This is a genomic window from Candidatus Accumulibacter similis (genome assembly GCA_013347225.1).
Lineage (GTDB): Bacteria > Pseudomonadota > Gammaproteobacteria > Burkholderiales > Rhodocyclaceae > Accumulibacter > Accumulibacter similis.
On the sequence record CP054595.1, the window covers coordinates 3971313 to 3992550 of the forward strand.

General features: G+C 66.6%; 20 protein-coding genes. 12 read left to right on the plus strand and 8 right to left on the minus strand.

All coding sequences use genetic code 11. The features are described from left to right. The first annotated feature begins 35 nt into the window (after positions 1 to 35). Complete coding sequence (locus HT579_17515) at positions 36 to 1415, plus strand: magnesium transporter CorA (GenBank protein QKS30554.1); 1380 nt, start codon at positions 36 to 38, stop codon at positions 1413 to 1415. Between the two features lie 18 nt (positions 1416 to 1433). Here the strand turns inward: HT579_17515 and hemL are convergent, their stop codons facing one another. From hemL to HT579_17530, 3 genes are read right to left on the minus strand one after another with little or no spacing between them, the layout of a single operon-like run. Then, positions 1434 to 2714, minus strand: coding sequence for a glutamate-1-semialdehyde 2,1-aminomutase (gene hemL / locus HT579_17520; protein QKS30555.1), 1281 nt, complete (start codon positions 2712 to 2714; stop codon positions 1434 to 1436). Continuing rightward, positions 2686 to 3348, minus strand: a complete 663-nt coding sequence (locus HT579_17525; GenBank protein QKS30556.1) for a thiamine phosphate synthase — start codon at positions 3346 to 3348, stop codon at positions 2686 to 2688. Before HT579_17525 ends, hemL begins: the two co-directional genes overlap by 29 nt. Further along, the gene (locus HT579_17530) at positions 3341 to 4210 is read right to left on the minus strand and encodes a hydroxymethylpyrimidine/phosphomethylpyrimidine kinase (GenBank protein ID QKS30557.1); all 870 of its coding nucleotides are present in this window, start codon (positions 4208 to 4210) and stop codon (positions 3341 to 3343) included. The genes HT579_17525 and HT579_17530 overlap by 8 nt, the downstream gene beginning before the upstream one ends. A 117-nt stretch (positions 4211 to 4327) precedes the next feature. Between HT579_17530 and HT579_17535 the strand changes: the two genes are divergently transcribed. The 6 genes from HT579_17535 to HT579_17560 all read left to right on the plus strand — a co-directional run bounded on the left by HT579_17535 (position 4328) and on the right by HT579_17560 (position 13585). Then, positions 4328 to 4516, plus strand: coding sequence for a rubredoxin (locus tag HT579_17535; GenBank protein QKS31699.1), 189 nt, complete (start codon positions 4328 to 4330; stop codon positions 4514 to 4516). 95 nt (positions 4517 to 4611) lie between these two features. Further along, the gene (locus tag HT579_17540; protein ID QKS30558.1) at positions 4612 to 5007 is read left to right on the plus strand and encodes a response regulator; all 396 of its coding nucleotides are present in this window, start codon (positions 4612 to 4614) and stop codon (positions 5005 to 5007) included. A 50-nt stretch (positions 5008 to 5057) separates the two neighbouring features. Further along, entirely contained in the window at positions 5058 to 5420 is a 363-nt protein-coding gene (locus tag HT579_17545) for a response regulator (protein ID QKS30559.1), read from the plus strand. A gap of 15 nt (positions 5421 to 5435) precedes the next feature. Then, positions 5436 to 5945: a chemotaxis protein CheW gene (locus tag HT579_17550; protein ID QKS30560.1), complete on the plus strand. Its 510-nt coding sequence runs from the start codon at positions 5436 to 5438 to the stop codon at positions 5943 to 5945. A gap of 72 nt (positions 5946 to 6017) precedes the next feature. Then, positions 6018 to 8192, plus strand: a complete 2175-nt coding sequence (locus tag HT579_17555) for a type IV pili methyl-accepting chemotaxis transducer N-terminal domain-containing protein (GenBank protein QKS30561.1) — start codon at positions 6018 to 6020, stop codon at positions 8190 to 8192. A gap of 26 nt (positions 8193 to 8218) precedes the next feature. After that, positions 8219 to 13585: an Hpt domain-containing protein gene (locus tag HT579_17560; protein ID QKS30562.1), complete on the plus strand. Its 5367-nt coding sequence runs from the start codon at positions 8219 to 8221 to the stop codon at positions 13583 to 13585. Here the strand turns inward: HT579_17560 and HT579_17565 are convergent. Beyond that, positions 13551 to 15011, minus strand: coding sequence for a deoxyribodipyrimidine photo-lyase (locus HT579_17565; GenBank protein ID QKS30563.1), 1461 nt, complete (start codon positions 15009 to 15011; stop codon positions 13551 to 13553). The genes HT579_17560 and HT579_17565 overlap by 35 nt on opposite strands. 47 nt (positions 15012 to 15058) lie before the next feature. Between HT579_17565 and HT579_17570 the strand changes: the two genes are divergently transcribed. The 5 genes from HT579_17570 to HT579_17590 are packed head-to-tail and all read left to right on the plus strand — an operon-like array spanning position 15059 to position 18827. Continuing rightward, positions 15059 to 15619: a YqgE/AlgH family protein gene (locus tag HT579_17570; protein ID QKS30564.1), complete on the plus strand. Its 561-nt coding sequence runs from the start codon at positions 15059 to 15061 to the stop codon at positions 15617 to 15619. Next, positions 15612 to 16094 (plus strand): Holliday junction resolvase RuvX, encoded by a 483-nt coding sequence (gene ruvX / locus HT579_17575; protein ID QKS30565.1) that lies wholly within the window; start codon positions 15612 to 15614, stop codon positions 16092 to 16094. Before HT579_17570 ends, ruvX begins: the two co-directional genes overlap by 8 nt. Next, positions 16091 to 16615 (plus strand): bifunctional pyr operon transcriptional regulator/uracil phosphoribosyltransferase PyrR, encoded by a 525-nt coding sequence (gene pyrR, locus HT579_17580; protein QKS30566.1) that lies wholly within the window; start codon positions 16091 to 16093, stop codon positions 16613 to 16615. Before ruvX ends, pyrR begins: the two co-directional genes overlap by 4 nt. Then, complete coding sequence (locus HT579_17585; GenBank protein QKS30567.1) at positions 16608 to 17567, plus strand: aspartate carbamoyltransferase catalytic subunit; 960 nt, start codon at positions 16608 to 16610, stop codon at positions 17565 to 17567. Before pyrR ends, HT579_17585 begins: the two co-directional genes overlap by 8 nt. 3 nt (positions 17568 to 17570) lie before the next feature. Then, on the plus strand, positions 17571 to 18827 hold the full coding sequence (locus tag HT579_17590) for a dihydroorotase (GenBank protein ID QKS30568.1): 1257 nt from the start codon (positions 17571 to 17573) through the stop codon (positions 18825 to 18827). Between the two features lie 19 nt (positions 18828 to 18846). Here the strand turns inward: HT579_17590 and HT579_17595 are convergent, their stop codons facing one another. From HT579_17595 to HT579_17610, 4 genes are read right to left on the minus strand one after another with little or no spacing between them, the layout of a single operon-like run. Further along, entirely contained in the window at positions 18847 to 19107 is a 261-nt protein-coding gene (locus tag HT579_17595) for a DUF167 domain-containing protein (GenBank protein QKS30569.1), read from the minus strand. A 33-nt stretch (positions 19108 to 19140) separates the two neighbouring features. Next, on the minus strand, positions 19141 to 19680 hold the full coding sequence (locus tag HT579_17600) for a YggT family protein (protein ID QKS30570.1): 540 nt from the start codon (positions 19678 to 19680) through the stop codon (positions 19141 to 19143). Continuing rightward, positions 19680 to 20495 carry a pyrroline-5-carboxylate reductase gene (locus HT579_17605; protein QKS30571.1) on the minus strand — a complete coding sequence of 272 codons (816 nt, stop codon included), beginning with the start codon at positions 20493 to 20495 and terminating at the stop codon, positions 19680 to 19682. Before HT579_17605 ends, HT579_17600 begins: the two co-directional genes overlap by 1 nt. After that, on the minus strand, positions 20492 to 21175 hold the full coding sequence (locus HT579_17610; protein QKS30572.1) for a YggS family pyridoxal phosphate-dependent enzyme: 684 nt from the start codon (positions 21173 to 21175) through the stop codon (positions 20492 to 20494). The genes HT579_17605 and HT579_17610 overlap by 4 nt, the downstream gene beginning before the upstream one ends. Between the last annotated feature and the right edge of the window lie 63 nt (positions 21176 to 21238).

A 21238-nucleotide genomic window follows, 5' to 3' on the forward strand; every position in this document is an offset into this window, starting at 1 on the left:
TTCTCGCCTTGCCCAGTCGCTTCGGGAGCACCGCCATGAACCAGGAACATACGAGGCCGGCCGAACCGGATACCCTGCAGCAGCGACTCGCGGAGGTGCACCTCACCGAGGTGCGCTCGTTGCTCTCGCTGCAGAAGCTGGTCGAGGACCTGGTGCACGAACAGGGCGCGGGCGATGAAGAAGGCGTCGACAGCGAGCTCGAGCAGCAGTATCGACGGGAGCTGCGACACAAGCTGAAGCTGATGCCGGCGCGCGAAGTCGCCTACATCATCGAGTCGCTCGATGCCGCCGAGCGCCTCGTCGTCTGGGAAGAAGTCAAGGAAGGCGCCGACGCGATCCTCGCCCTGCTGCCCGACGACGTCCTCGAGGAGTTGATCGACGACAGCCACTATCGCAACGAGAAGATGGCGATCACCGCCTTCGAGCTGCGCGACGGCCGCCTGCGCCAGATTGCCGTCAACGGCCCGGACGATCTGGCGAACGTCAAACCCATCTGGGTCGACCTGATTGCCCCGACCAAGAAGGTCCGTGGCTGGGTGGGCCAGATGTTCGACATCGATGTGCCCGATCCCGGCAACCTGACCGACCTCGAGGCGAGCGCCCGTTTCTACGTCGACGATGAAGGGCATACCCACCTGCACTCGGACTTCCTGCTCGATACCCGGGAAGAGTCACGCAACGTTCCAGTGGCGATGATCCTCCACGAGCAGGTGCTGTTCACCGTGCGCAGCGAGGAACTGCCGGTGTTCCGTTTGCAGCGGGCACGCGCCCGCACCCGCCCCGGCTACGTCAGCAACGGCACCGACGTGCTGATCGACCTCTACGCGGCCGACGTCGAATACTCGGCGAGTGCGCTCGAGGACATGTACGGCGAACTCGATCGCATCGGCCGGCAGGTGCTGCGCTCGCATACCAGCGACCAGGAGGCGTCGAGAATCCTGGTCGCGATCTCGGAAGCCGAGGACCTCAATGCCCGCACCCGCCGCAGCGTCCTCGACGCCCGCCGCGGCCTGTCGTTCCTGCTGCGCGGCAAGTTCCTGGCCGAAGCGCAGCATGCCGATGTGCGCGAAATCCTGCGCGACATCGAATCGCTCGACGGCCACACGGCATTCCTCTTCAACAAGATCAACTTCCTGATGGACGCCACCGACAGCGCGATCAACATCAACCAGAACAAGGACATCAAGCGGCTGACCGTGCTCAGCGTCATCTTCATGCCGATCAACGTCATCGCCGGCATGGGCGGCATGTCGGAGTTCTCGATGATGACCGAGGGCATCCCCTGGCCGATCGCCTACACCGCCTTCGCCTGCTCGATGGTGGCGATCGGCGCCCTCACCTACTACGGCCTGCGCCACTTCGAACGGCGCCGCAGCACTGCCGCCCAGCAACTGATACAGCACCACGCCGACTGAGCGGCCGCGCGGCAGGCCTCACCAAGCGCGGAAGACCTCCGCGGCGGCAGCCACTGTTGCCGCGACGTCGTCGGCCGAGTGCGCCGCCGAGACGAACCCGGCTTCGAAAGCCGACGGAGCGAAGTAGTGGCCGGCAGCCAGCATGGCGTGGAAGAAGCGCCTGAAGTCCTGCTGCGCCGACTGCATCACTTCGGCGTAGGTGTGTGGGCAGGTGGAACGGAAGTAGATGCCGAACATGCCGCCGATCGACTGCGCTGAAAAGGGCACGCCGTGCCGGGCGGCCGCGGCAGCCAGGCCGTCGCAGAGGCTGCGCGTGCGTGCCGCCAGTTGCTCGTGGAAGCCCTCCGTCTGCAACAGCCGCAACGTCGCCAGGCCGGCAGCCACCGCCACCGGGTTGCCCGACAGGGTGCCCGCCTGATACACGGGGCCGAGCGGCGCGATGCTGGCCATGATGTCGCGCCGGCCGCCGAAGGCGCCGACCGGCATGCCGCCGCCGATCACCTTGCCAAGCGTCGTCAGGTCGGGAGTGATGCCGTAGAGGCCCTGCGCGCCCTGCGGGCCGACGCGAAAGCCGGTCATCACCTCGTCGAAGATCAACACGGCTCCGTGCCGACTGCACCGTTCGCGCAAGGTCTGCAGGAACGCCGGACGCGGTGCGATCAGGTTCATGTTGCCGGCGACCGGCTCGACGATCACCGCCGCGATGCTGCCGCCATGGGCGTCGAAGGCCGCGGCGACCTGCTCGCTGTCGTTGTAGTCGAGGACCATCGTGTGCTGCGCCAGGTCGGCGGGAACACCGGCCGAACTCGGGTTGCCGAGGGTGAGCAGGCCCGACCCGGCCTTCACCAGCAGACTGTCGGAGTGGCCGTGGTAGCAGCCCTCGAACTTGAGCAGCAGGTCGCGGCCGGTGAAGCCGCGCGCGAGACGGATGGCGCTCATCGTCGCCTCGGTGCCGGAGCTGACCAGGCGCACCATTTCGAGTGACGGCAGCAGTTGGCACAGCAGTTCCGCCATGTCGACCTCGCTCTCGGTCGGCGCGCCGAACGACAGACCGCCGAGCGCCGCATCGCGGACCGCAGCGACGACCTCGGGATGGGCATGACCGAGGATCAGCGGTCCCCACGAGCCGACATAGTCGATGTAGCTGGCACCGTCGGCGTCGGTGACGCGTGCGCCGGCGCCGGCGACGAAGAAGCGCGGCGTGCCGCCGACCGAGCGAAACGCCCGCACCGGCGAATTGACCCCACCCGGGATGTGCTCCTGCGCACGCTCAAACAGTTGCTGGTTTCGTGAATTCACGTCGCTTGTCCTCGAACAGGGATTGGTAGGCGGCGGCACGCGCCTGCACGTCGGCAGCCGCGAAAAGATCGCTGATCACCGCCAGCATGTCGGCTCCCGCAGCCAGCAGCGGTGGCGCGTTGCCGAGCGCGATGCCGCCGATGGCACAGCTCGGCACGCCGAGTTCGGCGCGGCAGCGGGCAAACAGCGACAGCTCGGCCTGCGCCGCCAGCGGCTTGGTCGGCGACGGATACACCGCGCCGAAGGCCACGTAGTCGGCTCCGGCCGCCACCGCGGCCCGCGCACGCGCGAAATCGCCGTAACATGAAGCGCCGAGCAGGCAGCCGGCGGGCAGCACCTGGCGGGCGGCAGCGAGGTCGCCGTCGCTGGCCCCGAGGTGCACGCCGTCGGCCGCGACCGCCAGCGCCAGCGCCAGATCGTCGTTGATCAGCAGACGAGCGCCAGACTGGCGGCACAGCCGGCGCAGGGCGCGCGCAGTCGCCAGCCGGCTGGCGGCATCGGCATCCTTGTCGCGATACTGCACGAGGCGCGCACCACCGCGCAGTGCCGCTGCGACCGCTGCGAGGTCGCCGTCGGCTGCGAGCCCATCGGGGGTGATCGCGTAGAGGCCGCGCAGCGGCTGCCGTTCAGTCATCGAGCAACGCACGCCGCGGACGGCTGGCAAAGAAGCGATCGGGAATGAACTGCCCCATGCCGGGCCGAAAGCCGGCCGCCAGCGCCCGCCACGTGTAATCCTGCGCAGCCACGACCGCATCGTCTACCGGCAGACCGCAAGCCAACTGGGCGGCGATCGCCGAGGCCAGCGTGCAACCCGAGCCATGATAGCTGCCGGGCAGGCGGTCCCAGGCATCGCTGCGCACCAATCCGACGCCCCGCCGATAGAGCGTGTTGATCACGCGCTCGGTGTTGGCGTGCGTGCCGGTGAGCAGCACGTGCAGACATCCCAGATCGAGCAGTTGCTGCGCGCAGTCGGCAAGGGTCGGCTGCAGCCTGTCGTCACCTTCGCCAGCCTCGTCGAAGCCGCCTGTTCCATGCACCAGACGATGAGCCTCGAGCGAGTTGGGGGTGAGGATCGTCGTCACCGGCAGCAACAGCTTGCACAGGCCGCCAATCATCTCGTCGTCGGCAAGCTCGTCACCCCTGCCGGAGGCGAGAACGGGATCGACGACCAGCGGCAAGGCAGGATGGTCGGCGACGATGCCGGCGACGACGGCGATGTTCTCGATGCTGCCGAGAAGACCGATCTTGAACGCCGCCACCGGCATGTCCCCGAGCAGCGTGCGCGCCTGCTCCTCGACGCAATCGGCGTCGACGGCGACCACACTGCTGACGCCAAGCGTATCCTGGACCGTCAGTGCCGTCATCACCGACAACGGATGGCAGCCCAACGCCGACAGCGTCATCAGGTCGGCCTGCATCCCCGCCCCGCCGGATGGATCGCTGGCGGAAAAGGTGAGAACGATCGGTGGCGACGGCGTCGCATGGCGTGGATTCATGACGGGACGATGGCCTCGGCTGCCGGTATCGGAGGAGAAACTCTTGGCATCAACGCCGGGGATTGGCTAGAATCGATGCGTTTCCCCGACGATTTTACTCGAAATTCCATACACGCCATGCACAGCGACAGTGACCAGCAGTATCAGACGTGGATGTGTCTCACCTGCGGCTTCATTTACGATGAAGCGGCCGGTCTGCCGGATGAAGGCATTCCGGCCGGCACCCGCTGGCGCGATTTGCCGATCAACTGGACTTGTCCGGAATGCGGAGCGCGCAAGGAAGACTTCGAGATGGTCGAAATCTGAGCACAATGCGGTATAGTACCGGCGGCAGGAAATGACGAGGATTCCGGGGCTTGGACAGCTGGTGACGATCACCCGGAACGTACTGGAGGAGAGAGTTGGCTGAAGCGGACAAGCTGCGCGGTGTCAAGGTGATGGTCATCGACGACAGCAACACGATCCGGCGCAGCGCCGAGATTTTTCTCGTGCAGGCAGGCTGCCAGGTATTGCTCGCCGAAGATGGTTTCGACGCGCTGGCGAAGGTGGCCGATCACCAGCCGGACGTGATTTTCTGCGATATCGTCATGCCACGACTCGATGGCTATCAGACCTGCGCCCTGATCAAGAAGAATCAGCGTTTCCGCTCGACCCCGGTGATCATGCTGTCGTCGCGCGACGGTCTCTTCGACCGCGCCCGTGGACGCATGGTCGGATCGGACCATTATCTGACGAAGCCGTTCACCAAGGACAGCCTGCTGCAGACCGTCGCCGCCTTTGCGCCGGCAGCGTTCTGAACGAAGGGCAGCGTGTCCATCGATACGGGAACCTGCAGAGGCCAGCCGCGATGACCATCAGGAAGATCCTCGTCGTTGATGATTCACCAACCGAACGCTATGTCCTCAATGAGCTGCTGACCAGCAATGGTTATCAGGTCATCACCGCCGAAAACGGGGAGGAAGGAATCGCCAAGGCGCGCAGCGAACTGCCCGACCTGATATTGATGGACGTCGTCATGCCGGGCCTCAATGGCTACCAGGCGACACGGACGCTGACACGCGATCCGACGACACGCAGCATTCCGGTCATCGTGTGCACGACCAAAGGTCAGGAGACCGACAAGATCTGGGGTTTGCGACAGGGCGCCCACGACTACATGGTCAAGCCGGTGAATGGTCAGGAGTTGCTGGCGAAGATCGCAGCCTTGTGAAATGGTGGCCGACGAATGACCAAGAAGATTCGACTGCATGAGTTTCAGTCCTACCTGGCGGCACGTCTCGCCGGCACGAGCACGCAGACGGCGGCAGGGCTGCTGGGGGTACAGGCGGGTGCGGACCACTGGCTGCTCGACCTGGCGGACTCGGGCGAGATCGTGCCGCTGACGACGCTGACCACGGTGCCGCTGACCCGACCCTGGTTCGCCGGCCTCGCCAACATACGCGGCAACCTTTACTCGGTGGTAGACCTGGCAGCCTTCGTCGGCAAGGAAGTCACGCCGCGCAACAGCAGCTCGCGGCTGCTCCTGATCGGCACCCGACACGGCAGCAACGCCGCCCTGCTGGTGAACCGCATGATCGGCCTGCGCAATGTCGACGCGCTGACTCCGGAACCCGCAACCGACGACGCCCCGGCCTGGGCGCCGGAGTTGTATTCTGACAACGAGGGCCGGCGCTGGAGGAAGCTCAAGGTACGCGAACTGCTGGCCGACGAGAACTTCATGGACATAGCCGCTTGAGCCGGCTGCAGATCACGGGGCACGTGACGACGAGTCTGTTCTTCGTCGTGGGAACGTAACCGGAGGAGGAAGATGACGTTCAAACTCAAGCTGCCGGCCTTCCTGTCGCGCCTGCAGGACGCTGCGGGTGAAACGCTGCCGACCCGCACGATTCTCGATACGGGCGTGCCGGCGAAAAAGAAGCGGCCGATTCCCTGGCCGCCGGCGGCGCTGCACCTGTCTCACCTGCCGGTTGCCAAGCGGCTGCAGCTACTTGGCGGCGCCCTCGTTCTCGTCATGCTGGTGATCGCCGTCGTCGTCTACCGCGACAATCGGCAGGCGGGCTACAGCGCCGCCTATATCGCGACGGCCGGTGACATGCGCATGCTTTCGCAGCGGCTGGCCAAGGCATCGAGCCTGGCCCTGCTCGGCGATCCGGCGGCTTTCAGGCAGCTGCGCGAGTCGCGTGACAGCTTCGCCGGCAACATCGAAAGTCTGAGCAAGGGCGGTGAGCTGGCGGCGGGCTGGGTGCCGCCATCACCGGGCCGGGTGCAGCCACAACTCCAGGAACTGGCGGCGGTGTGGGAGAAGACCGACCGCAATGCCACCCGCCTGCTCGAAATGGAGAAGAATCTGGTTTCACTGGGCAAGGAGGTCGCCTCGATCAACGACCGCAATCCGCAACTGCTCGACCTGGCGGAACAGCTCGCCGCAGTCAAGCTGCAGGGCAACGCCGGCACGCGTGACATCGCTGCAGCCAACCAACTCGTGATGCTCACGCAACGGATCGCCAAGAATGCGAACGCGCTCCTGCTCGGCGATGCGATCGACCCGGAAGTCGCCTTCCTCCTCGGCAAGGACACCAATACCTTTCGCGATATCGTGCACGCCCTCGGCAAGGGCAGCGAGTCGCTGCGCATTGCCGCTACGACCGACCCCGAAGCCAAGGTCAAGCTGGCCGAACTCGATGCCAGCTTTGCCGATTACCGGACGGCGGTGGGTGGCATCCTGGGCAACATGCAGCGCCTGATCATCGCCAAGCAGGCTGGCTCGCAGATCTTTCGCGACAGTGAGGAACTGCTGCAGGTGACCGACCAGCTGGCACAGGCATACCAGGATCGGGGACTGAACCGCGCCCTCTACGGCCTGCTGATGGTCGTGCTGATCGGACTGGCGATTGGACTGGCCGTGCTGCTGGCGAGAACCTACCTCGCCGAAAGCAAGCGGCAGGCTGAGGAAGCCGAGCGCGGCAGGCGCGAGACCGAAGCCATCAACCGCCAGAACCAGGACGCGATCCTGCGCCTGATGAATGAACTGGGTGATCTCGCCGACGGTGATCTGACGGTGACCGCGACGGTCTCCGAAGACATCACCGGTGCCATCGCCGACTCGATCAACTACACGATCGAAGAACTGCGTCTCTTGGTGGGCCGCATCAACGATGCCGCCGGCCGCGTCACGCAGGCAACCGAACTGGCGCAGCAGACGTCGAGCGAACTGCTCGCCGCCGCCGAGCGCCAGGCAGCGGAGATCAAGTCGGCCGGTCAGTCGGTCCTCGGCGTGGCGTCGACGATGACCGGTGTCTCCGGCGACGCCAAGCAGTCGGCCAAGGTGGCGCGCCAGTCGCTGGCGGCCGCGGGCAAGGGGGCGCAGGCGGTCGAGGACTCGATCACCGGCATGAACCGCATCCGCGAGCAGATCCAGGAGACCTCCAAGCGCATCAAGCGTCTCGGCGAGTCGTCGCAGGAGATTGGCGAGATCGTCGAGCTGATCTCGGACATCACCGAGCAGACCAACGTCCTGGCGCTGAACGCAGCCATCCAGGCGGCCTCTGCCGGCGAAGCCGGACGCGGTTTCACGGTCGTCGCCGAGGAGGTGCAGAGGCTCGCCGAACGCTCCGCCGAGGCGACGAAGCAGATCGGGGCGATCGTCAGGACGATCCAGACCGATACCCAGGACACGGTTTCGGCGATGGAAGAGTCGACCCGCGGCGTCGTCGAAGGCGCCCGCCTGTCCGATGCCGCTGGTCAGGCGCTGGCAGAGATCGGCGCGGTGACGAGAACACTGACCGACTTGATCGAGAACATTTCGGGGGCCACCCGCCAGGCCGCCGATTCGGCAACCAGGGTCGCGCGCAAGATGCAGGAAATCCTCCTGGTCACCGGGCAGACGACTGCCGGAACGCAGAAGACGGCGACGGCAATCGGCGAACTGGCCGGCCTGGCGACCGAACTCAAGGGCTCGGTGGCCGGCTTCAAGGTCTCCTGAGTGCCTGATTGGAGAGACTGCCGCCGATGAATGCCCCGACTGATTTCGACATCGGCCCGCTGACCTGGGTCAAGAGCGAGATTGACCTCGCACTCGAACGTGCCGAGCAGGCGCTGCAGGGTTTCCCTGCCGAAATCGCTGACGATCAGGGAGACCGCCAGCAGATCAGGTTCTGCCGAACCCACCTGCACCAGGTGCAAGGCGCGCTGACGATCGTCGGCCTCGACGGCGTCACGCAGGTGGCAGAGGCGATGGAGTTCCTCCTCGAAGCGCTGGAGAAGCAGGAACAGCCGGTCGATGCCGCAGCGGTCAGCCTCGTCGATCGCTCCCTGACGGCTCTCCGACATTATCTCGACGACCTGATCAGCGGCCAGCCCAATCAGCCCCTGCGCCTCCTGCCGCTCTATCGCGAGTTGCAGGTGGCGCGCGGTCAGAGCCGGGTGATAGCGAGCGATCTCTTCTTTCCCGACCTGCGCGTGCGCCCCCCGGCGCGCGGCGCCACAGCACAGCAGCTCGAACGCGGCGAGTTCGAGCACCGTCTGCGACAGCAGCGGGCGCATTTCCAGCGCGGCCTGCTGGCTTGGTTGCGTGCGCCAGGGGAGCGTGCCGGCGTAGCCGAGATGCTGAGTGCCGTCAAGCGTATCGAGGCCATCCAGGAGATGCCATCGGCGCGCGCGTTCTGGTGGGTCGCGACGGCTTTCCTGACCGCCCTCGGCGAAGGCGCCCTACCCGCGGATGCCGATGCCAAGCAGCTGTGCACTCGCATCGACCTGCAGACCCGGCGCCTGCTGGAGGGTTCGAGCAACGTCGCCGAACGCCTGATGCGCGACGCGCTGTATCTGGTCGGCATCGCCCGAAGCAACCATCGAACGGTGCAGAAGGTCAAGCAGGCCTACCGGCTGCCGGCCCTGATCGCAGCTGAGGTCGCCCTGGCACCGGTCGCCGAGGATGCGGTCCGGCGCCGTCTGCGCGACGCGATCACCGCCACCGAAGAGGCGTGGAACCGCTTCGCGGCAGGTACCACGCAGGCGCTGCCCGTCTTCCGTGCCAACGCGGCAACGCTTGTGGCCGTCGCCGAGGAGGCCGGACAACCCGACTTCCTGCGCCTGACCCGGGCGATCGCCGAGGTCGCCAGCTTCCTCGGGCAGTCGCCTGTGCGCCACAGCGAAGCGCTGGCGATGGAGAGCGCGACGGCCATCCTCCTTGCCCAGAATGCACAGGAGAACCTCCAGTACCTGGACAGCAGCTTCACGCACCAGGTCGACGTGATGGCCGCCAGGATCCACGACTGCATCGCCGGCACACCGCTGCCGCCCGAGTCGGAACTGCCGGCTCTCGACGAAATGTCGCGCCAGGCGCAGGAAAAGATGCTCGTCGGCCAGGTCGCGCGTGAGATCACGAACAACCTCGCGCAGATCGAGCAGGTGCTCGACGGCTTCTTCCGCGACGCCGACAGGCGAGGTGATCTGGTACAGCTCGATGCACCGTTGCGGCAGGTCATCGGTGCCCTGACGATGATGCGCCATGAGGGCGCGGTCGCCGTCCTGCGTCACTGCACGACGGAAGTCGCACGCTTCTCGGATCCCGGTTACGAACCACAACAGGCCGACTTCGAACGTTTGGCCGAGCAGCTGTCGCTGATCGGTTTCTTCGTCGACGCCATGCAGACGGGCGCCGCGGACTTCGAGGCTTTCGTCAGCCGCATGCGGGCGAGTGGTGAGCCAGAGGAGACCGAAGCCGAAGTGGCAACGGTCGAGCAGGAGGTCGAGCAGCAGAAGCGTGAAGCACACGCCTTGCTCGTCGCACTCAAGGAACAGCCGAGCGATGCGGCGCTGCGGCAGGAGGTGGCGCAGAACCTGACGGCACTGCAGAAGGATGCCGATCTGGTTGCCGACAAGGAACTGGGACAACAGGCGAAGCATGTGCTCTCGGCGCTGGCTGCCGGTGGCGATGCCGCACCACAGATCGACGCGGCGATGGCGACCCTCAAGCCCGAAGTGCCGCTCGCGCCACCACCCTCCGCAGAAACCATCCAGCTCTCGCAGGCGACGGCGGAGGAAGTAGACGCCGAGTTGCTGGGGATCTTCCTCGAGGAGGCGGACGAGGTCCTCGGCAGCATCCACGACAACCTGCAGCTGCTCGAGCAGAAGCCGCACGACGTCGAGGTTCTGACCGCTCTCCGGCGCTCGGTCCACACCCTCAAGGGCAGCGGGCGGATGGTCGGCCTCAAGGAGCTGGGAGAGGCGGCGTGGTCGGTTGAGCAGGTCCTCAACCTCTGGTTGCGACAGGAGCTGGAGGTGACAACGCAACTCCTCGACCTCCTCGGGCAGGCCTATGCAGCATTCTCCGCCTGGGTCGAGCATCTCAAGACCGGGCTCGGAGAAGTGCCCGACATCCGCCGCATGTGTGCACTGGCGACAGCCCTGCGCGAACGCGACGATGCCGTACTGGGCGTTGCCGGTGGCACCGTCGCCACGCCGGGTGTCGCCGAAGCACCCGCAGGCGAGGCGGCGCCGACGACAGCCGCCGTCGCGATGGAGCCTGCGGCCACGCCGGAGCGTACGCGCCTGTCGATCGCACCGGCATTGGTCGGCATCTTCCGCGATGAGGCAGCGACCCACCTCGCCACCCTGCAGCGCGAGTTCGCTCTGCTCGAAGGCGACCTGACGGCACCGTCGAGCCATGAAATGTACCGCGCCGCGCACACCCTCGCCGGCATCGCGGGAACGGTCGGCCTGGCAGTCATCAAGCATCTCGGCCACGCACTGGAGCTGGCACTCGTGCGACGGAACCATGCCGCCGGTCGCGACAGTCTCGAGGCCATCGAGACCGTCCGGCAGGCGATCGCCGAACTGGCACTGATGCTCGCCGACGTGTCCCGGGAACATGAGCCCGAGGCGATCCCCAGCCTGCTCGCGGCCCTCGATTCGCTGTACCCGGAGCTGGCCGTCGACGAGCGCCTCGAGGCGGCGGCGGCCGCGGACGAGGAACAGGTGGCCGCCGATCTCGCCCAGGCGGCGCCGATCGTCGTGCCGGCACCGCCGATCGCCCCGGCGATCGCCGCCGCCCCGGCGGAAGTGCCGCTCGTCCAGGACGAGTTCGACGAACAGCTGCTGCCACTGTTCATCGAGGAGGCGATTGACCTCAACCAGAACATCGCGGCACAGTTGCGCGCCTGGCGCAGCAACCCCGCCGATCCCGAGCCGGTACGGCGGCTGGCACGCCTGTTCCACAGTCTCAAGGGCAGCGCGCGCATGGCTGGCGCGATGAATCTCGGCAACCTGACGCATGCCATCGAAACACGCATGAAGGAAGCGCAGGACGCCGGCGCCGCACCGATCGAGCTGATCGACGACATCGACAATGCTTTCGACGTCATCATCCAGCTTGTCGAACGTCTGCAGCGCGGCGAAATGGCCGATACGCCGCTCGAGATTTCCGACGCGGCAGCCAGCGAACTGGTCGGCGACGCCGCCACCGATGCCGCTGCAGACGCGGCCGAGCAAGCGGTCAGCGCCGTTCCTCGCGCCGAGGGGCCGGAAGCGGAAGCCGAGACTGCCGCGCAGCGGACGAACCTGCGCGTGCGCGCCGACCTCATCGACCGGCTGGTCAACGAAGCCGGCGAACTGTCGATCGCCCGTTTGCGCATCGAAGGCGAAATGCGAGGGATCAAGGCTTCGCTGCTCGACCTGACCGAGAACGTGATTCGCCTGCGCCGGCAGTTGCGCGAGATCGAGATTCAGGCCGAGTTGCAGATGCAGTCGCGCACCGCTGTCACCGACGAGCAGCACGCGGACTTCGATCCGCTCGAGTTCGACCGCTTCACGCGCTTCCAGGAACTGACCCGGATGATGGCCGAATCGGTGAACGACGTCGCCACCGTGCAGCAGAACCTGCTGAAGAACCTCGACGACGCGAACGCGGCGATCATCGCCCAGGCCCGTCTGAATCGCGAGGTGCAGCAGGAACTGATGTCGGTGCGCATGGTCCCGTTCGCCAGCATTGCCGATCGCCTGTACCGCATCGTTCGCCAGGCCAGCAAGGACACCGGCAAGCGGGCCAACCTGGAGATCCGCGGCGCGCAGCTCGAACTCGACCGCAGCGTCCTCGACAAGATGCTGGCGCCACTGGAACACGTGCTGCGCAACGCTGTTGCGCACGGCCTCGAGGATGCGCCGGTGCGTCGGGCGAGGGGCAAGGCGGATATCGGCGAGATCACACTGACGCTGGTTCAGGAAGGGAACGAAGTCATCCTGTCGATCGCCGATGACGGTACCGGTCTCGACCTCGAACGGCTGCGCGAAAGAGGCCTCCGCTCCGGCCTGTTGCGCAGCGAGGATGCCGACAACGCGGAGCGGGTGATCGACCTGATCTTTGCCCCCGGCATCTCGACAGCCTCGCAGGTTTCCCAGCTGGCCGGCCGCGGCATCGGCATGGACGTCCTGAAGAGCGAGGTGACGAGCCTCGGTGGTCGCATCGAAGTCCTTTCCAGCGCCGGCCAGGGAACGACCTTCCGGCTCTACCTGCCGCTCACGCTGGCCGTAACCAAGGCCCTGCTGGTGCGCTCCGGCAACCGCCATTACGCCATCCCGGCCGCCATGATCGAGCAGGCGCTCGACCTCAAGGAAAAGAGTCTGGCGCGAATCCGCGATGCTCGCGAGGCGGTCTGGACCGGCAACCACTACCCATTCAGCTACCTGCCACATCTTCTCGGCGAGCCGCAGGCGCTGCCCGAGAAGCACGTGCAGTACTGGGTTCTGCTGTTGCGCAGCGGCAGCAAGCGAGTGGCGCTGCAGGTCGACGAGCTGCTCGGCAACCAGGAAATCGTCGTCAAGAACATCGGCGCCCAGCTGGCGCGGGTGATTGGCATCGACGGCGCCACCGTCCTCGGCAACGGACAGGTCGTGCTGATCCTCAACCCGATCGCCCTCGCCAGCCGCGACCGCCTGCCGCCAGCGGTGTCGCCGGTACCGACGGTACGACAGCCCCTGGCTGGCGATCGCAGCACGGCAACGGTGCCGACGATCATCATCGTCGATGACTCTCTGACCGTGCGCAAGATCACCAGCCGGCTGCTGGCACGCGAGGGTTACCAGGTGCTGACCGCCAAGGACGGCGTCGAAGCGCTCGAGCAGATGGTTGCCGTCGTTCCGGACGTGATGCTGGTCGATATCGAGATGCCGCGCATGGATGGTTTCGAGCTGACGCGAAACGTTCGCGCGGACAAGCGACTGGGAGCCGTGCCGATCATCATGATCACCTCACGGACGGCGGACAAGCACCGGCAGTACGCGCTCGAACTCGGTGTCAATCATTATCTCGGCAAACCCTTCCAGGAGGACGAACTGCTGCGGCTGGTCAGCGGCCACGTCCGGGAACTGCGCCACGCTTGACGACGGCGTAGCGCTGCAGCGTGCAGCGCCTCGCCTCATCGTGGTCAACCATCGGCGCCGGCGTCTCGCGACCGACGCGGACGGCGCATGCGGCCTGCTCGGCAGCGCTCATGCGCCATGGGGCATGGATGAATCGGTCAGGAACGGCCGCCAGTTCCGGCAGGTAGCGGCGGATGAACCTGCCGCCGGGATCGAAACGCTCGGATTGCGTGACCGGATTGAAGACGCGGAAGTACGGCTGCGCATCGCAGCCAGTCGAGGCCGCCCACTGCCAGCCGCCGTTGTTGGCCGCAAGGTCGAAATCGTTCAATTGGCGGGCGAAGTAGGCTTCGCCGCGGCGCCAGTCGATGCCCAGATCCTTCGTCAGGAACGAAGCCACCAGCATGCGCAGCCGGTTGTGCATGTAGCCGGTGCCGTTGATCTGCCGCATGGCGGCGTCGACCAGCGGATAGCCCGTCCGCCCGGCGCACCAGTCGGCGAACGCCTGCTCGGCGGCAGCGCCCTGCTCCCAGGCGATGGCATCGTACTCAGGCCGGAAGGAGCGCTCGACGACATGCGGAAAGCGGTCGAGAATCATGAAGTAGAAGTCGCGCCAAATGAGCTCGGACAACCAGGTCGCCGCGCCTTCGGCCCCTGGCCGCAAGGCGCCGGCGGCGATCGCCAGCGCCACCACCTGCCGCACCGAGACGGTGCCGAAGCGCAGGTGCACCGAGAGATAGGAAACGCCCTTGACCGCCGGAAAGTCGCGCTGCTGCCGGTAGAGTGACACGCGTCCGGCGAAGTCCAGCAGCCGCTGCCGGCCGCCGGCCATGCCGGGGACGATGCCCAGAGCTCGCAGCCCGGCTTCGGCGAAGCCGAGGTCGGCCAGCGAAGGCACACCAAGCGCCATCGGCGATGCGACCAGGCGACCGCCGTGTCCGCCGTGCGGCTGCCAGTCGTCCTCGGTCAGCCGTTTCAGCCAGGCATTCCGGTACGGGGTGAAGACGGTGAAGGGCCTCCCGGCCTGGGTCAGGACCTCTTCGCCGTCGAACAGCGCCTGATCCTTGAACAACTCGAAACCGATGCCGTGCAGACGCAACGCCGCCGCTACCGCCGCGTCACGCTGCTTCGCCTGCGGCTCGTAATCCCGGTTGGCAAACACCGCCGTCACAGCCAGTTCGCGCGCCAGCAGAGGAATCTCGTCGCGCGCCCAGCCATGCCGGACAACCAGCGCGCCGCCGCGCGCCCGCAGCGCGTGGTCGAGTTCGAGCAATGACTCGCAGATGAACTCGAGGCGCCGATCGGCAGTGTGGCGCAGCGGATCGATGATCTGGCGATCGAAGACGAAGGCACAATGAACCCGCCTGGCACGTCGCAGCGCCTCACACAGGGCCGCCTGATCGTAATCCCGCAGGTCACGCCGAAACCAGACAAGAATGGAGTCCACCGCCGATTACCTTTGTGTCGGCCGCCAGCGCCGATTAGAATACCAACATGCAAAGCATCGATCTGACGGATCATTTTCTCATTGCCATGCCGGCGATGGTGGACTCGTTTTTCGCCAAGTCGCTCGTTTATGTTGCCGAGCACAACCCCCGCGGCGCCCTCGGGCTGATCGTCAACCGACCAATCGACATGAGTCTCGGCAGCCTGCTCGAGCGGATCGACGTGCCGCTGCAGGCAGACGGAATCGCCAATCTGCCGGTTTTTTTCGGCGGCCCGGTACAGACCGACCGCGGCTTCGTGCTGCACCGCCCGGTTGGCCAATGGCAGTCCACTCTGGTGGTCAATGAGCACGTCGGTCTGACCAGCTCACGCGACATCCTGCAGGCGGTGGCCCAGCGCGGCCAGCCGCGTGACCTTATGGTCACGCTTGGCTACGCCGGCTGGTCCGCCGGCCAGATCGAGCACGAACTGGCACAGAATGCCTGGCTGACGGTACCTGCCCAGTTGCGCATCCTGTTCGAACTGCCCTACGAGGAACGACTGCCGTCGGCACTCGAACTGCTCGGCGTCAGCCTGACCAATCTCGTCGACGAAGCCGGGCATGCCTGAAGCGGCTGTGAGACCGCGGGGAACCGTCCTCGCCTTCGATTTTGGCGAAAAGCGCATCGGGGTTGCGGTTGGCGACTGGCAACTGCGGCAGGCGCATGCGCTGACGACGATCGACGCCGCCGCGAGCGCCGCTCGCTTTGCCGCCATCGCCGCGCTGATTGCCGAATGGCAGCCGGACAGTCTCGTCGTCGGCCAGCCGCTCGCGCTCGATGGCACACCGCATGCAATGACTGCGCGCTGCACACGTTTCGCCAACCAGTTGCGCGGCCGCTTCGGTCTCATCGTCGAACCCGCCGACGAGCGGCTGACATCGGCGGACGCCGCCGCACAACTGCGCGCAGCCGGGCACGGCGCCCACCAGACACGCCGGCACCTCGATGCCGTCGCCGCCCAACTGATCCTGCAGGGCCACTTCGACGCAGCTGCGGACAGCCAGCCGATGCCGCCCGCTGAGACAACCCGGGAACTCGGATGAACGCCCAGAAGACAACCCATGGCGTCGCATTGCCCGATGCCGAAGCGCTGTGCGTGCAACTGGCCGAACTGATCCGGCCCGACCTGCAGCCGGAAACGGTCGTCGTCGGCATCCACAGCGGCGGCGCCTGGGTTGCCCAGCGCCTGCACAAGCTGCTCGGGCTGGACAGCGAGATCGGCCTGATCGACGTTTCCTTCCACCGCGACGACTACCGCGCGCGCGGTCTGCATCCGCGGGTGAAGCCGAGCTCGATTCCTTTCGACGTCGAGGGCCGCACGCTGATCCTGGTAGACGACGTGCTGTACACCGGCCGCACGACGCGCGCAGCGATCAACGAGCTCTTCGATTATGGCCGTCCGGCGAGGATTCAGCTCGCCGTCCTCGCCGATCGCGGCAGGCGCCAGCTCCCCATCTGCGCAGACTTCTGCGCGTGGCGAGTCGATCTCGATCCGTCCTCGGAACTGGTCCTCTCGCTGGATGACAGCGGCCGACTGCAGTGGAGCCTGGACGAGCATGCGTAATCCCCAACTCAACGCCAACGGTGAGCTGACCCACCTGCTGTCGATCGAGGGTCTGCCGCGCGAGGTGATCACGCAGATCCTCGACACCGCGTCAAGCTTCCTCAAGGTGTCCCACCGGGACGTCAAGAAGGTTCCTTTGTTGCGCGGCAAGAGCGTCTTCAACGTCTTCTTCGAGAACTCGACGCGCACGCGCACCACCTTCGAGATCGCTGCCAAGCGCCTGTCGGCAGACGTCATCAATCTCGACGTCACCCGTTCATCGACCGCCAAGGGCGAGACCCTGCTCGACACGGTCGACAATCTGGTGGCCATGCACGCCGACATGTTCGTCGTCCGGCATGCCGCCAGTGGCGCGCCGCACCTGATCGCCGACCACCTCCGCCGCCTCGGGCGCGAGGATGTACATGTCGTCAATGCTGGCGACGGGCGTCATGCCCACCCGACGCAAGGCCTTCTCGACATGTACACCATCCGCCATTACAAGAAGGAATTCGCCAACCTCGTGGTGGCGATCGTCGGCGACATCCTGCACTCGCGCGTCGCCCGCTCGGACATCCACGCCCTGACCACGCTCGGCGCCGCCGAGGTGCGCGCCGTCGGTCCGCAGACGCTGCTGCCGACGGCCATCGAGAAGATGGGGGTACGCGTCTGTCACGACCTGTGCAGCGCGGTCCGCGATTGCGATGTGGTGATCATGCTCCGCCTGCAGAACGAGCGCATGAACGGTGCCCTGCTGCCGTCGGCGCGCGAGTACTTCCGCTGTTACGGTCTGACGCCAGCGGTCCTGGCGCTCGCACGGCCGGATGCGATCGTGATGCATCCGGGACCGATGAATCGCGGCGTCGAGATCGACTCCGACGTCGCCGACGGACCACAGGCAGTGATCCTGCCACAGGTGACCTTCGGCATCGCCGTGCGCATGGCGGTGATGGGCATTCTGGCGGGGAACTGAGGCATGGGCGAGGAAACGCTGCAGATCCGCAACGGCCGTCTCGTCGATCCGGCCAACCGGGTGGACGGACGGCTCGACCTGTTCGTTGCCGGTGGTCGCGTCGCCGCGATCGGCCAGCCTCCGCCAGGCTTCACGGCGCAGCGCGTCATCGACGCGGCCGGCATGATCGTCTGCCCGGGCCTGGTCGATCTGTCGGCACGTCTGGGTGCCATCGAGCCCGAACTGGCGGCAGCCGTCGCCGGCGGCGTCACCTCGCTGGCCTGCCCACCCGACAGCAAGCCGCCGCTCGACGAACCCGGTCTGGTCGAGCGACTGGTCAGACGCAGCGATACCGTCGGTCTGGCACGCGTCTATCCGATCGGCGCCCTCACCGAGCAACTCGCCGGCGAGCGCCTCGCCGAAATGAACGGCTTGGCACGTGCCGGCTGCATCGCTTTCTCGCAGGCCAAGCGGGCGATCGTAGACACACAGCTCCTGCTGCGCGCGATGCAGTATGCGGCGACCTTTGGCTATGCCGTCCGCCTGCGGCCGCAGGATGACTTTCTCGCCCGTGACGGCGTCGCGCACGATGGTGAAGTCGCGTCGCGGCTGGGCCTGACCGGCATTCCGGTGGTCGCCGAAGGCATCGCCACCGCAACCGCCCTGCAACTGGCGGTGCACACCGGCGTGCGACTGCACCTGTCACGCCTCTCGTCGGCGGCGGCGATCGCTCTCGTGCGCGCGGCCAGGGACGGCGGCATGCCGGTCAGTTGCGACGTCGCGGTGCACCACCTGCACCTGTCCGAGATGGACATCGGCTTCTTCGACAGCAATGCGCGCTTCGACCCGCCGCTGCGCTCCGCCAGCGACCGCGACGCGCTGCGCAGCGCGGTCGCCGACGGCGTGGCGGCGATCTGTTCCGACCACACTCCGGTTGATGCAGACGGCAAGCAGCTGCCGTTTGCCGAGGCCCTGCCCGGCGCCTCCGCGCTTGAGTTGCTGCTGCCGTTGACGCTGCTCTGGGCGGCGCAGTCCCGGCTGCCCCTGCTCTCGGCCCTCGCCCGCATCACTGCCGATCCGGCGGCGATCCTCGGCATCGCAGCGGGTTCTCTTGGCGTCGGCGAGGCTGCCGACCTGTGCATCTTCGATCCCGACGAATCCTGGCGTGTCACGCCCGAGGCCTTGCGCAGCCAGGGCAAGCACACGCCCTACCTCGGCTACGAGCTCAGCGGCCGCGTCCACCTGACGCTCGTCGGCGGCAGGGTCGTCTTCGAAGGCTGACGCGCCCACAGCAGCGCTCTCATCCTCCGAGCAGGCGCAGTACGGCATCGGCTGGCGGATCGCTGACCAGCAGCAGCTTGCGCCGCGACCTCTCACCAGAGCGGATGGCCACCGCCGCTCGCGGCACGTCGAGCAGCTGCGCGATCAGCTCGACCAGGGCCGCATTGGCGCGGCCATCGACGGCCGCTGCCGCGAGGCGAATCTTCAGGGCATCACCATGCTCGCCAGCCACCTCGCTGCGTTTCGCCCCCGGCTGGACATGCACCGTCAGGCTCAGCATCCCCGCCGCCAGCCGCGCCCAATGGCCCACGGCTTACAGGAACATCAGCAACAGTTGCGCGAAGACGATGGCGATCAGCGGTGACAGGTCGATGCCGCCAATGGTCGGCAGCAGGCGCTGAATCGGCCGCAGGACCGGCCGGGTGAGTTGCGATAGCGGCTGTCCGAGCGGGGAATACGGGCTGATCCAGGACAGCACGGCCTGCAGCAGCAGCGCCACGATCAGCAGGTAGATGGCAAGGCGCAGCGTGGCGAGGAGACCAGACCAGAAGACGAGTGGCAGCCATACCCCGGGGGTTGCGCCGTCAATGCCCAGGCGCACGAGGAGCACCGCCAATGCGAGCACAACCTGCAACAGGTAAGCGGGCAGCAGGCTGGCCAAGTCGAGTCCATAGAACCCGGGCAGTGCCCTGCGCAGCGGCCTGACGAGCCAGTTGCTCAGCTCGACGACAAAGGTGCCGAGCTGGTTGTTGAAGGACACCCGGCAAGCCTGCATGAAGAAGCGCAGCAGCAGCGCGACGGTCAGGAAGGACAGCAGCGCATCAAGCAGGAAGAGACCGGCCGCGGCGATCATCAGCCATCCTGACCCAGCAGCTCACCGAGTTCGCGACCGCGCGAGTTGGCAGCCAGCACCCCAGCGATGAACCCTTCCTTGACACAGCGCTGCTCCATCGTCCGCAGCGCCGCTTCCGTCGTGCCGCCTTTCGAAGTCACTCGCTCGCGCAGCACACAGGCCGCTTCGTCCGACTGCGCGGCGAGCCTGGCGGCACCGAGAACCGTATCGATCGACAGCTGCCGTGCCTGCGCGGGCGTCAGGCCGAGGTCGCCGGCCGCCTGCTGCAGCGCCTCGATGAAGAGGAAGACGTAGGCCGGACCACTCCCGGAGATCGCCGTCACCGCGTCCATCTTCTCCTCGTCGGCAATCCAGAGCGTGCTGCCGACCGCCTGCAGGATCCGCTCGGCGCCCAGCCTCTCGGCCATCGAGACGGCGGCCATGGCACAGAGGCCGGTCACTCCGGCGCCAATCAGGGCTGGCGTGTTGGGCATTGCGCGGACGATCTTGCCGTAGCCACCGAGCCAGCGCGACACATCGGCCAGTCGCAGGCCGGCAGCGATGCTGATGACCAGTTGCTGCTTGAGGAACGGCAGCAGCGGCGAACAGGCTTCCCGCATCTGTTGCGGCTTGACCGACAGCAGAACGGCGTCGCAATCGAGGGCGACCGCACTCGCTGCCTCATAGCAGCGCACGCCGTAGGCCAGGCGCAGCTTGGCGCGCCCCTGCGCCCCAAGCTCGATGACCGCGATGTCCGACGCCGCAAAGCCGGTTTTCACCAGCCCGCCAATCAGTGCATTCGCCATGTTGCCACCACCAAGGAACGTGATCTTCATCGTCTCTCACCAAAAATTGCCGTACCCACCCGCAGCAGGGTCGCGCCCTCTGCAATGGCCGCCTCGAAATCGTGCGACATGCCCATCGACAGGCAATCGAGCGACAATCCATCGGCTCGCAAACGCTGACAAAGTTCCCGCAGGCGACGGAATGCGTCGCGCTGCGCGGCGAAATCGTCGCTTGCCGCCGGAATCGCCATCAGGCCACGCAGGCGGAGTCCGGGCAGCGCTGCGACCGCCCGCGCCAGCGGCAGCAGGGCGGCCGGCGAAACGCCTCCCTTGCTCGCCTCGGCACTGATGTTGACCTGCAGGCAGACCGACAGATCAGGCTTCGTCGCCGGCCGTTGGGCGGCGAGCCGCTGGGCAATCCGCAGTTCGTCGACGGAGTGTACCCAGTCGAAGGACTCTGCCACCAGGCGGGTCTTGTTGGCCTGCAGCGCTCCGATGAAATGCCACTCGATGCCGCAGTCGCGCAATTCATCGATCTTGCCAACCGCTTCCTGCACATAGCTCTCGCCGAAGGCTCCCTGGCCGGCGGCAGCCAGTTCGCGCAGCGCCGCCGCCGGCCAACCCTTGCTCACGGCGAGCAGCTGGATGGCAGCCGGGTCGCGACCGTAAAGGCGCGCGGCGTCGGCGATTCGCGCGCGTACGGCTTGCAGCTTGGCAGGAAGTGTGGTCATAATCGGGCGTCGCGCAGGTTGTTGCCAGTATAACACCGCGCCCTGCCCACCGCCCGAGGACCG

What these genes read in the sequence shown, in the direction of transcription:
- HT579_17610 (QKS30572.1), bottom strand. Translation starts at nt 21,175, where the DNA reads ATGACCACACTTCCTGCCAAGCTGCAAGCCGTACGCGCGCGAATCGCC.
- HT579_17545 (QKS30559.1), top strand. Translation starts at nt 5,058, where the DNA reads ATGACCATCAGGAAGATCCTCGTCGTTGATGATTCACCAACCGAACGC.
- HT579_17525 (QKS30556.1), bottom strand. Translation starts at nt 3,348, where the DNA reads ATGACTGAACGGCAGCCGCTGCGCGGCCTCTACGCGATCACCCCCGAT.
- HT579_17600 (QKS30570.1), bottom strand. Translation starts at nt 19,680, where the DNA reads ATGATCGCCGCGGCCGGTCTCTTCCTGCTTGATGCGCTGCTGTCCTTC.
- HT579_17550 (QKS30560.1), top strand. Translation starts at nt 5,436, where the DNA reads ATGACCAAGAAGATTCGACTGCATGAGTTTCAGTCCTACCTGGCGGCA.
- ruvX (QKS30565.1), top strand. Translation starts at nt 15,612, where the DNA reads ATGCCTGAAGCGGCTGTGAGACCGCGGGGAACCGTCCTCGCCTTCGAT.
- pyrR (QKS30566.1), top strand. Translation starts at nt 16,091, where the DNA reads ATGAACGCCCAGAAGACAACCCATGGCGTCGCATTGCCCGATGCCGAA.
- HT579_17555 (QKS30561.1), top strand. Translation starts at nt 6,018, where the DNA reads ATGACGTTCAAACTCAAGCTGCCGGCCTTCCTGTCGCGCCTGCAGGAC.
- HT579_17570 (QKS30564.1), top strand. Translation starts at nt 15,059, where the DNA reads ATGCAAAGCATCGATCTGACGGATCATTTTCTCATTGCCATGCCGGCG.
- HT579_17560 (QKS30562.1), top strand. Translation starts at nt 8,219, where the DNA reads ATGAATGCCCCGACTGATTTCGACATCGGCCCGCTGACCTGGGTCAAG.
- HT579_17590 (QKS30568.1), top strand. Translation starts at nt 17,571, where the DNA reads ATGGGCGAGGAAACGCTGCAGATCCGCAACGGCCGTCTCGTCGATCCG.
- HT579_17605 (QKS30571.1), bottom strand. Translation starts at nt 20,495, where the DNA reads ATGAAGATCACGTTCCTTGGTGGTGGCAACATGGCGAATGCACTGATT.
- HT579_17530 (QKS30557.1), bottom strand. Translation starts at nt 4,210, where the DNA reads ATGAATCCACGCCATGCGACGCCGTCGCCACCGATCGTTCTCACCTTT.
- HT579_17595 (QKS30569.1), bottom strand. Translation starts at nt 19,107, where the DNA reads ATGCTGAGCCTGACGGTGCATGTCCAGCCGGGGGCGAAACGCAGCGAG.
- HT579_17535 (QKS31699.1), top strand. Translation starts at nt 4,328, where the DNA reads ATGCACAGCGACAGTGACCAGCAGTATCAGACGTGGATGTGTCTCACC.
- HT579_17585 (QKS30567.1), top strand. Translation starts at nt 16,608, where the DNA reads ATGCGTAATCCCCAACTCAACGCCAACGGTGAGCTGACCCACCTGCTG.
- HT579_17515 (QKS30554.1), top strand. Translation starts at nt 36, where the DNA reads ATGAACCAGGAACATACGAGGCCGGCCGAACCGGATACCCTGCAGCAG.